The sequence below is a fragment of the Vibrio pomeroyi genome (assembly GCF_024347595.1).
In the GTDB taxonomy this organism is placed as follows: Bacteria; Pseudomonadota; Gammaproteobacteria; order Enterobacterales; family Vibrionaceae; genus Vibrio; species Vibrio pomeroyi.
In genome coordinates this window covers 228,486-240,538 of the sequence record NZ_AP025506.1, presented here as the reverse complement: position 1 = coordinate 240,538, position 12,053 = coordinate 228,486, and the positions used below count along the sequence as shown (strand labels likewise).

Genomic DNA, 12,053 nt, shown 5'->3' with positions numbered 1-12,053 from the left:
GAAACCTTAAACAACTTTTTGATTTTCCAACCCGTCTCCAAGTACCAAAAACCCATATAACTTACTCTATTTGAAGATATTTTATTCATAGGGTCTTTGTACATGCCTAAACTCAATGTTGGCATTCTGGTCAAGCTGTTGATTTGTTTTGCGATTCCCTTAGGCGTGTTATTCATGCCAATAGATTCAATACCTATCGATGACCTGACGTTGATTCAGCATCGCCTATTGGCGATATTCCTGCTTGCAGCTCTACTTTGGGTGCTTGAGCCCGTTCCGGTTTTCGCTACCTCGATACTGATCATTGCACTTGAACTGGTGATGATTTCCGACAAAGGCCTGCACCTATTTCGAACCCCACCAGCGGGACACGATCTCGGTGAGTTAATAAAATATACCGACATATTCGGTGCATTTTCATCGCCAATCATCATTCTGTTCATGGGTGGTTTCGCACTCGCGATCTCGGCATCTAAGTACGAACTCGATAACAACCTCGCTCGAGTGCTGCTGAAACCATTTGGTACCGAGCCGCGCTTCATCATGCTCGGCTTAATGTTGATCACTGCTGTGTTCTCGATGTTTATGTCGAATACCGCTACCACAGTTATGATGCTGGCACTGCTCGGTCCGATTGTGGCATCTGCACCAAAAGGCGATATGGGTATCAAAGCGCTCGTGTTGTGTATTCCAATCGCGGCGAATACTGGCGGTATCGCGACACCGATCGGTACTCCACCCAATGCTATCGCGCTGCAATATCTAACCGGTGAAAACACCATCGACTTTCTGAGCTGGATGATGATGGGCTTACCCTTTGTGATCATTCAACTCACCATTGCTTGGTTCCTTCTTCAGAAAATCTTTCCTTCCAAGCAGAAGAACATGGTGCTCAAACTCGATGGGCAATTTAGAAAGAGTTGGCGTGCGATCGTGGTTTACATCACCTTCGCGGCGACCATCTTGTTGTGGATGACCACCAAGCTGCACGGCATGAACACCTACGTGGTCTCTATCATTCCACTGGCTGTGTTCACTCTGACTGGCATCATGGGCAAAGAAGAACTCAAGCTGATTAACTGGGATGTGTTGTGGTTGGTTGCAGGTGGTATTGCGATTGGTATCGGCCTGGATAAAACAGGATTAGCTGCGGCGTTAGCACACGCGATTGACTATGAGTCGCTCTCACCTGCTGCTGTAGTTCTCACGCTATCTATCGTGTGTTGGTTAATGGCAAACTTCATGTCGAACACCGCGACTGCCAACTTACTGATGCCAATAGCCGCTGCGATTGGTGCATCGATGGAAAGCCTAGTTGCGATTGGTGGCTTACAAGGCTTGTTGGTTGTGGTTGCCTTCTCAGCATCACTCGGCATGATTCTTCCAGTATCGACACCACCAAACTCACTGGCCTACTCGACTGGACTTATCGAAAGCAAAGACATGGCTAAGATGGGTATCATCTTGGGGATTGTCGGTTTGTTGATGGTTTACCTCGCGTTGTTCATCATCACTTAAAAGACGTTCAACGATCACCCTTACTCCAGACTAAGGCGCTAAATGTAAATTTAGCGCCTATTCGTGCTGCACCACGGACAATAACCAGAACAAGTAATTGATTTTCAAATCAATTAATAACTGTGATTTTACTTCACTGTTTTACAAAAAGCAGAGTAAATATATTTAGAATTTATGATTTTAAACACATTCATTCTGCCTAAGACAGCGGCACTATACGCTTATCAGAGACACATTAATTCACCATCAAGTACGTCACTGTAGTTAGGTTTTTGTCTAATAAAAGAGGAATGGACCTTGAGACATACTATTAAATTTAAAATTCAGATCGCCATTGCGATCATTATCGCCGTCGTGAGTGGTACTCAAGCTTGGATATCGGTTACCCAACTCACTCAAGAGACTGAAGTCGCGATCAACCAAGAAATGAAGAATGTCAGTGTAGGCACAACTAATTACATTGCTGATTGGCTCTCGACTCGCAGTGATATGATGCTGGCCAATGAGCCGACCATTTCAAGCAGTAGTAACTCTGACCGAGAGTTATTGATCACCAAACAAGCCGGGCAATTCTTATCGGTTTATGCGGGTTTTAGCGATGGCACGATCGCTTATGGTGATAAAACAGAAAGCTGGCCAGCAGACTACGACCCTCGCACTCGCCCATGGTACAAAGATGCCAACGCCGCATCAGACCTTATCATTACTGAACCGTATCAAGATTTCGATGGCAGCATCGTTATCAGCTTTGCTAAAACCTTCAGTGGCCAAAAACAGGGCGTGCTTGCTGCAGACTTAACCGTCACCAGCATTATCGATACGGTTCTCAACGTAAAACTGGATAACGATGGTTTCGCCTTCTTAGTCGATGGCAACAACAACATAGTTGCGTACAGTGATGAAGCGTTAAGTCAAAAGCCACTTACGAGCTTAAACCCAGAGCTAACCTCAAACCGAGTGTCACAGCTGATTCAAAACCAAAGCATCACCACACTAACTTGGCCAAGTCAGGGCGATAAGTTGGTTTACATTGCCAACGTGCCAAACACAGATTGGTCTCTGGGCATTGTCATCGATAAAGAGTTGGCGTTCTCTGCGGTATCTGACGCGATTCAGTTCATCGCGCTTACCTCTCTGATTCTGTACATCGTGATTTCAATCGCCAGTACCATGGTCATCAACCGCTTGCTTTACCCATTGCAAACCTTATCAGAAGCGTTGACTCAGCTTGCTCAAGGTCGAGGTGACCTCACTCAACGCATTGATATCACACGCATGGATGAGATTGGTAAGCTTGCCGAGCTCGTAAACCAATTCTTGAGTCAGATGCAAAGCATGCTGAAAGGCGTTATCGAGCACAGCCATGATTTAAATAATCACGCAGAAAAAGCCAACCAATTGGCCACTCAATCCTCCATTCGAGTCGAGAATCAACAAAACGATATCAACCAAATTGCCACCGCGATTCATGAGATGTCAGCGACTGCTGCCGAAGTAGCAAGCCATGCAGAATTAACCGCATCCGCTTCTCAAGCTTCGGCGACTGCTTGTAACGATGGCCAAGAGGTAATCCAACAAAACCGCGATGCTATTACTAGCCTTGCAAGCCAAGTGGAAGACGCTGCCAATGTGATCCGAGAGTTGGAAAACAACGCGCAAAGCATCAACCAGATCCTGTCCACCATTCAAGGCATTGCCGAGCAAACCAACCTGCTGGCATTAAATGCGGCGATTGAAGCGGCGCGTGCGGGTGAGCAAGGTCGTGGATTTGCAGTTGTGGCCGATGAAGTGCGAGTGCTCAGCCAAAGAACGCATGGTTCAACGGAAGAGATCCGCGTGATGATTGATACCCTGCAAAAGAATACCGAACATGCCGTCGAAAGCATGACCACCAGCACTCAATTAGCAGAAAACAGTGTTGGCTTCGCAGAGCAAGCGCACGGCAGCCTGACTAAGATCACTCAAGCCATCACCGAAATCAACGATATGGCATTGCAGATAGCGAGTGCAGCCGAAGAACAACGAGCCGTAAGCGAAGACATCAGTCGCAATACACAAGGGATCAAAGATGCCTCTGATGATCTTGCACAACAAGCGGAAAGCAGCCGCAATAGCTCAAATGAAATGAGTAGCGCTGCTGAGTCGATGCGTCGAGATGTGGAGCGTTTTAAAGTGTAACGCGTAATTAATCACATCAAGCTAGGCCGAGCTGTAAACGTTCATGGTTCTTTTATTAAGAATCACTTTGTTCTCAGTTCGGTTTGATGCATATTGATGAGCTAATTTATCCCAGACACAAGGATGTTATTCAGATGGGATTCGAATGGTTAGCTCTTGCTGCCGCTTTTCTTTGGGCGATTGCGAGCTTAATGTCAGTAAAGCCTGCTCAACACTTAGGTTCTTTCGCCTATAGTCGTTGGCGCATGGGTTGTACCGCTATTATCTTATCGAGCATGGCTTGGTTTACTGGTGGCTGGTCAACTGTCGAAGCAGATTTAGTCACACCGATGATGCTGTCTGGCCTGATTGGTATCTTCATTGGTGATACTGCCCTATTTGCCTGTTTGAACCGCATGGGGCCGCGCCAAGCTGGTTTACTGTTCTCTTGTCACGCCGTGTTCTCGGCGATCCTCGGTTACTTCCTGTTTAGCGAAAGCATGACTTCTGGCGAGCTAATTGGCTCGGCGTTGGTGTTTAGTGGCGTATTAACCGCGATCTTCTTTGGCCGTCGCGGCCAAGCCAACAACCAACTTGAAACCATCAAAGGCACCGTTTGGATTGGTGTCGCTCTAGGAATCACGGCGGCTATCTGCCAAGCATTAGGTGGCATCATCGCCAAACCCGTGATGCAAACCAGCATAGACCCGGTTGCCGCTTCTGCTATCCGAATGATCACCGCCTTTGTCGCCCACTCCGCATTTCGTTTAACGGGTGCCAAGCTTTCACGCGCACTGAATCCGATGAATGGTCAAATATTCGCAATTACCGCAGTGAATGGCTTTCTTGCTATGGCAGTAGGAATGACGCTGATCTTGTATGCACTACAGGAAGGGAATGTCGGCATGGTTGCTCTGTTATCTTCAACCACACCTATCATGTTGCTACCAATTCTATGGCTGTACACCAAGCAGAGGCCAAATGCCTACGCTTGGATCGGTGCCATTGTTGCAGTGGTCGGCACTGGTATTCTGGTCAGCTAGTGAAGCGGATTGGAAGCTGAGAGTTAATAGCTATTAGCTCTCAGTAAAAACAGAAAACTAAGAACGTGGGAACGGGAAAGCGGTCACGTCATCGATGTGGTCGTAACCCAAAGCCAGCATGATCAGTCTATCGATACCTAAAGCAACACCCGCACAGTCTGGTAAGCCCGCTTTTAATGCCTCAATCAAATGATGGTCAATCGGTTGAGGTGATAAGCCCATCTCAATACGTTTAGCATTGTCATCTTCAAAGCGCTTAAGCTGCTCTTGAGGCTTATCCAGCTCATGGAAGCCGTTTGCCAGCTCAATGCCTTTGAAGTACACCTCAAAACGGTCAGCTACTCGCGAATCCTCAGGGTTAATCTTAGCTAATGCTGCCTGTGAAGCCGGGAAGTCATATACGAATGCAGGTACTGTTTGACCAATCTTTTCCTCAACACCCACGCTGAATAGCAGTTGCAGTAAGGTATCGCGGTCCTCTTCAGGTTCGGCAATATCACTCAACCCCAGTTTCGCTGCGGCTTGTTTTAGGGTATCCATCGAATCTTCAAGTGGACACACACCTAGCACATCGATGAAGGCTTGTTGATAAGTCATGCGCTCTGCTTCGCCCGACTTTAAGATTTGCTGTAGTAGCAAGTCCATCTCATCCATCAAATCATGATGATCAAAACCAACACGATACCACTCCAGCATGGTGAATTCAGGGTTGTGGTAACGGCCGTTCTCTTCGTTACGAAACGACTTACAAATTTGGTAAATACAGCCACTTCCTGCTGCCAACAAGCGCTTCATATGAAATTCAGGACTTGTCATAAAGAACAGTGGTTGGCCTTGCGCATAACCCGGACCGACGAATTCAGTTTTGAAGGTATGCAAATGCACATCAGTCACCGTAGCGTGACTCATGGCTGGCGTATCGACCTCCATCACGTCTCGCTCTGCAAAAAACTGGCGGATTTGATTAAGGATATCAGCACGTTGCTTTAACTGCTTAATGGTTGCGGCAGGTTGCCATGTTGAGTGCATTACTAAGTTCCATATCACTGAATTCTAGGCGACGAAAATTATCACTTTTCGCCGCTTTTGTAAGCTTCTATCTTTGTATTAATGAGGTCATCATACGGTTTTTATGAAGCCATAAAATCACGTTCTACAATACATTTATACATATTTGACCTCTCCCAGCATTGATAACAAAAATCATACTCAACAAGCCGTTAACACGAGCCTTGTGGGGGAATCGTTATCAACAATTGATTGCCGTGATTGCAGTCACATAACCTATAAATTCTATGCCTCCATATGCATTACCGAAGCAAAAACCTAAATACATCAATTTTTCAAACACCCTCCTCTCTTACACTGAACCTACCACTTAAGGCTTAGGGGTGATAATCGGTTGATGCCGTTTACTGCTCTCTAAATAGGCTTTTTATAATAACAAGCGGAATACTCCGCATCACACTGGAGAATAACTGTGAAGACAATTACCACAGATATCGCAGTCATCGGCGCAGGCGGCGCTGGTCTTCGTACAGCTATTGCTGCGGCTGAAGCTAATCCTGAACTGGAAGTAGCACTGATTTCTAAAGTTTACCCAATGCGTTCGCACACGGTAGCAGCAGAAGGCGGTTCAGCAGCGGTAATTAAAGACGAAGATAGCTTAGATAACCACTTCAACGATACTGTTGGCGGTGGCGACTGGCTATGTGAACAGGATGTTGTTGAATACTTTGTTGAAAACGCGACTCGCGAAATGATCCAAATGGAACAATGGGGCTGCCCATGGAGTCGTAAAGAAAACGGTGAAGTAAACGTACGCCGATTCGGCGGTATGAAGGTAGAGAGAACGTGGTTCGCAGCAGACAAGACTGGCTTCCACATGCTTCATACTCTGTTCCAGACTTCGATGAAGTACGACACAATCAAACGATTTGATGAGTACTTTGTGGTGGATTTGATCGTTGAAGAAGGCGAAGTACAAGGCCTTATCGCGATTCATATGTCTGAAGGTGAACTTGTTACCATCAAAGCAAAATCGGTTGTTCTAGCAACCGGTGGCGCAGGTCGTGTTTATCACTGCAATACTAACGGTGGCATCGTGACCGGCGACGGTATGGCAATGGCTTATCGCCACGGTGTGCCACTGCGTGACATGGAGTTTGTTCAATACCACCCAACAGGCCTACCGGGCACTGGCATCTTGATGACCGAAGGTTGTCGTGGTGAAGGCGGTATCATCGTCAATAAGAACGGCTACCGTTACCTACAAGATTACGGCATGGGCCCTGAAACACCAGTGGGCGAGCCGAAGAACAAATACATGGAACTAGGTCCTCGCGACAAAGTTTCTCAAGCATTCTGGCACGAGCAGCAAAAAGGCAACACCATCAAGCACCCTCTTGGTGATGTAGTACACCTTGACCTTCGCCACCTTGGTGAAGAGTACCTGCAAGAGCGTCTACCGTTCATCTGTGAGCTGGCAAAAGCCTACGTAAACGTCGATCCAGCAAAAGAGCCAATCCCAATTCGTCCGACTGTTCACTACACCATGGGTGGTATTGAAACTAACGGTACTTGTGAAACTCGCATCAAAGGCCTATTCGCGGTTGGTGAATGTGCTTCAGTTGGCCTACACGGTGCAAACCGCCTAGGTTCAAACTCTCTGGCTGAGTTCGTAGTATTTGGCCGCGTTGCCGGTGAACACGCTGTGAAACGCGCAGCAGAATTCAAAGGCTGGAATGAAGAATCTATCGCTAAGCAAGTAAAAGCGGTTGAAGATCGCATCGCAGCGCTGATGAACCAAGAAGGCGACGAAAACTGGGCTGATATCCGCACTGAAATGGGTCACACCATGGAAGCGGGTTGTGGAATCTACCGTCAAGAAGACTTGATGCAAGAGACCATCAACAAGATCACTGAACTGAAAGCACGCTACAAGAAGATCAGCATTAAAGACAAAGGTAAAGTATTCAACACTGACCTACTTTACGCTATCGAAGTCGGCTACGGCCTAGAAGTCGCAGAAGCGATGGTTCACTCAGCAATCCTTCGTAAAGAGTCTCGCGGTGCACACCAACGTCTAGACGACAACTGCACAGAACGTGATGACGTGAACTTCCTGAAACACTCTCTATCGTTCTACAACGAAGATGCAGCACCAACTATCGACTACAGCGGCGTGAAGATTACTAAATCTCAACCTAAAGCTCGTCTATACGGTGAAGCAGCAGAGAAAGCCGCTGCCGCTGAAAAAGCTGCAGAAGCGAATGCTAAGAAAGATGAGAAGAGCGAAGAGGAGCAAGCATAATGTCAGCGAACCGTATCCAAAAAGTAGACATTCTGCGCTACGACCCAGAGAAAGATGCAGAACCTTACATGCAGACTTTCGAAGTCCCATTCGATGAAACCATGTCGGTACTTGATGCGATTGGTTACATCAAAGACCACCAAGACAAAGACCTTTCATACCGTTGGTCTTGTCGTATGGCGATCTGTGGCTCTTGCGGCATCATGGTTGATGGCGTGCCTAAGTTAGCGTGTAAGAGCTTCTTACGTGACTACCCGAACGGCCTAACTATCGAGCCGCTTGCTAACTTCCCAATCGAAAAAGATTTGATTGTCGACATGACGCCGTTCATCGAGCGCCTTGAAGCGATTAAGCCTTACATCATTGGTAACGACCGTAAGCCTGAAGACGGCACGAACATTCAGACTCCAGAGCAAATGGCGAAGTACAAACAGTTCGCTGGCTGTATCAACTGTGGTCTTTGTTACGCAGCATGTCCTCAGTTTGGTCTAAACCCTGAGTTCATCGGCCCAGCGGCATTGACTCTTGCTCACCGTTACAACCTAGATAGCCGTGACAACGGTAAAGCTGAACGTATGAAGCTTATCAACGGTGAAAACGGCGCTTGGGGCTGTACGTTCGTTGGTTACTGTTCAGAAGTATGTCCGAAGAAAGTAGACCCAGCAGCGGCAGTGAACCAAGGTAAAGTTGAGTCTTCAATGGACTTCGTTATCTCGATGTTCAAGCCAGACGGGTCGCAAGTAAAAACAGCAGAGGAGGCATAATATGAGCAATCGTAAGCCTTATGTTCGTGAGATGAAGAGAACGTGGTGGAGCAACCATCCGTTTTACCGCTTCTACATGCTACGTGAAGCAACTGTACTGCCTTTGATTCTGTTCACTGTGTTCCTAACTTTTGGTTTAGGTGCGCTAGTGAAAGGCCCTGAAGCGTGGGCAGGTTGGTTGAGCTTTATGGCGAACCCTATCATTGTCGGTATTAATATCGTGGCACTGCTAGGTAGCTTAATGCACGCTCAAACCTTCTTCAGCATGATGCCTCAAGTAATGCCAATCCGCCTGAAAGGTAAATTGGTTGATAAGAGAATCATCGTACTGACTCAGTGGGCTGCGGTGGCTTTTATTTCTTTAATCGTTCTTGTTGTGGTGTAAGGAGCTTTCGTTATGAACACAAACTACAAAGTTAAGCCTGTTAACCACAATCCTCAACGCTCTGATGAGCCAATCTGGTGGGGTCTATTCGGCGCTGGCGGTACTTGGTTCGCGATGATCACACCAATCACAGTTCTAGTGTTAGGTATCTTAGTGCCAATGGGCATCATTGATGCGGACGCAATGAGCTACGAGCGTGTGTCTGAGTTCGCGACCAGCATTATCGGTGCGCTATTCATCATCGGTACGCTAGCACTGCCAATGTGGCACGCAATGCACCGTCTTCACCACGGCATGCACGACCTTAAGTTCCACGTCGGCGTTGCTGGTAAAGTGGGCTGCTACTTCTTTGCAGGCCTAATCAGCGTATTGTCTGTTATTTTCATCTTTATGATTTAACAGTTAAGAGCAGATTCGAGATTCGGGTAAACGAGTATCGAAAAGCTTAAGAGCGAAAAGACTAAAAGCAGAGCTAGGTTACCCAGCTCTGCTTTTTTGTTGCTTGTCGAATAGCACACATCCAGGTCACTCACTCTTGCTCTTCCCGCTCTTCGTATCTCGCATTTCGTTTACGCGCATCTGCCCTTCAAGCTCTTCGCATCCCGCATCTCGTTTACGCGTATCTTCCTCTTCCGCTCTTCCCCGTTCTCCAGATACAAAAAAAGGCCGCCTAAGCGACCTTTTTCAGATACTTGAAGTAAATTACTTCACACGACCAACGTATTCGCCAGTACGAGTATCAACTTTAACAACTTCACCGATTGCGATGAATAGAGGTACGCGAACTACCGCGCCAGTTGCTAGAGTTGCAGGCTTACCGCCAGTACCTTGTGTGTCGCCTTTAAGGCCAGGATCGGTTTCTGTTACTGCGATCTCAACAAAGTTTGGTGGAGTTACTGTGATAGGGTTATCATTCCACAACGTTAGAGTACATACGTCGTTTTCAACTAACCATTTAGAAGTCTCGCCTACTGCTTTTGCATCAGCAGCGATTTGCTCGAATGTTTCGTTGTTCATGAAGTGGTAGAATTCGCCATCGCTGTATAGGTAGCCTAGTTCAACGTCTACAACGTCCGCTAGTTCTACTGTATCGCCTGACTTAAATGTTTTCTCTAACACTTTGCCTGACAGCAGTTTACGAAGTTTAACACGGTTAAACGCTTGGCCTTTACCTGGCTTAACGTATTCATTTTCGATAATTGAGCAAGGCTCGTTATCCATCATGAATTTTAAACCGCCTTTGAATTCATTGGTGCTTACTGACGCCATGATTTTCTCTTCCACATCTTTGAGTTAATTTCAATGCCGCATATCATAACCCGAAAAGTCGAATCTGTTGAGCAAAACTGGCTCAAACAACTATCGAATGCGATCTCTGACCCGACAAAACTGCTTGAGGCATTGGAAATAGACCCAACACCGTGGCAAGCAGGCTTTGCTGCACGTGAGTTATTTGCACTTCGGGTTCCTCTTAGCTTTGTCGAACGAATGGAAAAAGGCAATCCACACGACCCTTTGCTGCGACAGGTTTTACCGCTAAGTGAAGAATTTGAGGTTCATCAGGGCTATTCCGCCGATCCACTAGAAGAGCAAGACAACGCTATTCCCGGGCTACTGCACAAATACAAAAACCGCGCATTGATGATTGTGAAAGGTGGCTGTGCGATCAATTGTCGCTACTGCTTCCGTCGTCATTTTCCGTATCAAGATAACAAGGGCTCAAAATCGGTTTGGCAAACCAGTCTCGACTATGTGGCTCAGCACTCGGAGATCAACGAGGTTATCTTATCTGGTGGCGATCCTTTGATGGCCAAAGACAACGAGATCGAATGGCTCATTAACGCTATTGAAAAAATTCCACATGTGAAAACCGTTCGTATTCATAGCCGATTACCAGTCGTGATTCCAGCACGTGTGACTGACGAACTGTGCCAAATATTGGCTAACACTCGCCTTAATGTGGTCATGGTTAGCCATATTAATCATGCCAATGAGATCGATGTAGAGCTAAAGCAAGCCTTCCAAAAACTGAAGCAAACGGGTGCGACTCTGCTTAATCAAGGCGTGATGCTGAAAGGTGTCAATGATAGCGCTAACTTATTGAAAGATTTAAGTGAAAGGCTATTCGACGCCGGTGTTTTACCTTACTATATGCATGTACTTGATAAAGTTCAGGGCGCAGCGCACTTCTATATTTCGGATGAAGAGGCAAAGCACCACTTCAAGGGTTTGATCTCTGAGGTTTCTGGCTATCTAGTACCAAAACTCACTCGCGAGATCGGCGGTCGCACTAGCAAGACACCACTCGACCTACACATTGAATAGAGAAGTCGTATCAATGAAACGCAATGCCTCAGTTATGCCATCAGCGATAAAACACCTTTCAAAAGGCTTCACCATTATCGAACTGGTAGTGGTGATCGTAATTCTGGGTATTGTGTCAGTCACTGCGGCTTCTAAGTTTCTCAATCTTCAAAGCGATGCTCGCATCTCGACATTAAATGGCCTCAAAGGCGGGATGGAAGGCGCAAGTGCTATGCTTTATGGTAAGACATCAGCATTAGGCTTAGATAAAGCAGCGAGTGCGTCAGTAAATGTTGAGGGCGACGATATATTAGTGGCCTATGGCTACCCTGCAGCGATGAATAAACAGACTTGGTCACAACTCATCGAATCCACCTTCTTAGATGCGGTTTGGGATACAGGTCGAGCAGACTGGTTCTTTACCAATGTAAGTGCCGGAGATGGAACAATTATCTATGCTCCTTCTAGCCGAAAAAATCAGTCTGATAACTGCTACCTGGAGTATCAAGAAGCGACTGAGACCACTACACCAGTATTCACGTTAACAACAGACGGTTGCTAGATTTTAA

Annotated in this window: 11 protein-coding genes; 9 read left to right on the top strand and 2 right to left on the bottom strand. The window is 46.7% G+C overall.

The window, feature by feature from the left end; translation table 11 throughout:
• Positions 1–102: 102 nt before the first annotated feature.
• The 3 genes from OCV12_RS01085 to OCV12_RS01075 all read left to right on the top strand — a co-directional run bounded on the left by OCV12_RS01085 (position 103) and on the right by OCV12_RS01075 (position 4,718).
• Positions 103–1,518 carry an SLC13 family permease gene (locus OCV12_RS01085; RefSeq protein WP_261885167.1) on the top strand — a complete coding sequence of 472 codons (1,416 nt, stop codon included), beginning with the start codon at positions 103–105 and terminating at the stop codon, positions 1,516–1,518.
• 297 nt (positions 1,519–1,815) lie between these two features.
• Positions 1,816–3,696: a methyl-accepting chemotaxis protein gene (locus tag OCV12_RS01080; RefSeq protein ID WP_261885166.1), complete on the top strand. Its 1,881-nt coding sequence runs from the start codon at positions 1,816–1,818 to the stop codon at positions 3,694–3,696.
• Between the two features lie 134 nt (positions 3,697–3,830).
• The gene (locus OCV12_RS01075; protein WP_017631310.1) at positions 3,831–4,718 is read left to right on the top strand and encodes a DMT family transporter; all 888 of its coding nucleotides are present in this window, start codon (positions 3,831–3,833) and stop codon (positions 4,716–4,718) included.
• Positions 4,719–4,775: 57 nt separating this feature from the next.
• Here OCV12_RS01075 and epmA read toward each other — a convergent pair whose 3' ends face one another.
• Positions 4,776–5,747: an elongation factor P--(R)-beta-lysine ligase gene (gene epmA / locus OCV12_RS01070; protein ID WP_261885165.1), complete on the bottom strand. Its 972-nt coding sequence runs from the start codon at positions 5,745–5,747 to the stop codon at positions 4,776–4,778.
• A gap of 451 nt (positions 5,748–6,198) precedes the next feature.
• Here epmA and frdA point away from each other — a divergent pair, with 451 nt between their 5' ends.
• Genes frdA through frdD form a run of 4 tightly spaced genes read left to right on the top strand, consistent with a single transcriptional unit; the run spans position 6,199 to position 9,579 of the window.
• Entirely contained in the window at positions 6,199–8,031 is a 1,833-nt protein-coding gene (gene frdA / locus OCV12_RS01065) for a fumarate reductase (quinol) flavoprotein subunit (protein WP_261885164.1), read from the top strand.
• The gene (locus tag OCV12_RS01060) at positions 8,031–8,795 is read left to right on the top strand and encodes a succinate dehydrogenase/fumarate reductase iron-sulfur subunit (protein ID WP_017631312.1); all 765 of its coding nucleotides are present in this window, start codon (positions 8,031–8,033) and stop codon (positions 8,793–8,795) included. The genes frdA and OCV12_RS01060 overlap by 1 nt, the downstream gene beginning before the upstream one ends.
• 1 nt (position 8,796) lies before the next feature.
• Positions 8,797–9,180: a fumarate reductase subunit FrdC gene (gene frdC / locus OCV12_RS01055; RefSeq protein ID WP_008219063.1), complete on the top strand. Its 384-nt coding sequence runs from the start codon at positions 8,797–8,799 to the stop codon at positions 9,178–9,180.
• 12 nt (positions 9,181–9,192) lie between these two features.
• Positions 9,193–9,579: a fumarate reductase subunit FrdD gene (gene frdD, locus OCV12_RS01050; protein WP_261885163.1), complete on the top strand. Its 387-nt coding sequence runs from the start codon at positions 9,193–9,195 to the stop codon at positions 9,577–9,579.
• A 303-nt stretch (positions 9,580–9,882) separates the two neighbouring features.
• On the opposite strand, the gene efp is transcribed toward frdD, so the two are convergent.
• A complete protein-coding gene (efp, locus tag OCV12_RS01045) occupies positions 9,883–10,449 on the bottom strand; it encodes an elongation factor P (RefSeq protein WP_017067165.1) in 567 nt (188 codons plus the stop codon).
• Between the two features lie 33 nt (positions 10,450–10,482).
• On the opposite strand from efp, the gene epmB reads away from it, so the two are divergent.
• The gene (gene epmB, locus OCV12_RS01040) at positions 10,483–11,505 is read left to right on the top strand and encodes an EF-P beta-lysylation protein EpmB (RefSeq protein WP_261885162.1); all 1,023 of its coding nucleotides are present in this window, start codon (positions 10,483–10,485) and stop codon (positions 11,503–11,505) included.
• A 13-nt stretch (positions 11,506–11,518) separates the two neighbouring features.
• Positions 11,519–12,046, top strand: a complete 528-nt coding sequence (locus OCV12_RS01035; RefSeq protein WP_261885161.1) for a prepilin-type N-terminal cleavage/methylation domain-containing protein — start codon at positions 11,519–11,521, stop codon at positions 12,044–12,046.
• Positions 12,047–12,053: the final 7 nt, after the last annotated feature.

Bases quoted from the DNA above. Each gene is read 5' to 3' on its own strand.
- OCV12_RS01060 (WP_017631312.1), top strand. From the start codon at position 8,031: ATGTCAGCGAACCGTATCCAAAAAGTAGACATTCTGCGCTACGACCCA.
- OCV12_RS01075 (WP_017631310.1), top strand. From the start codon at position 3,831: ATGGGATTCGAATGGTTAGCTCTTGCTGCCGCTTTTCTTTGGGCGATT.
- epmA (WP_261885165.1), bottom strand. From the start codon at position 5,747: ATGCACTCAACATGGCAACCTGCCGCAACCATTAAGCAGTTAAAGCAA.
- efp (WP_017067165.1), bottom strand. From the start codon at position 10,449: ATGGCGTCAGTAAGCACCAATGAATTCAAAGGCGGTTTAAAATTCATG.
- OCV12_RS01085 (WP_261885167.1), top strand. From the start codon at position 103: ATGCCTAAACTCAATGTTGGCATTCTGGTCAAGCTGTTGATTTGTTTT.
- frdD (WP_261885163.1), top strand. From the start codon at position 9,193: ATGAACACAAACTACAAAGTTAAGCCTGTTAACCACAATCCTCAACGC.
- epmB (WP_261885162.1), top strand. From the start codon at position 10,483: ATGCCGCATATCATAACCCGAAAAGTCGAATCTGTTGAGCAAAACTGG.
- OCV12_RS01035 (WP_261885161.1), top strand. From the start codon at position 11,519: ATGAAACGCAATGCCTCAGTTATGCCATCAGCGATAAAACACCTTTCA.
- frdC (WP_008219063.1), top strand. From the start codon at position 8,797: ATGAGCAATCGTAAGCCTTATGTTCGTGAGATGAAGAGAACGTGGTGG.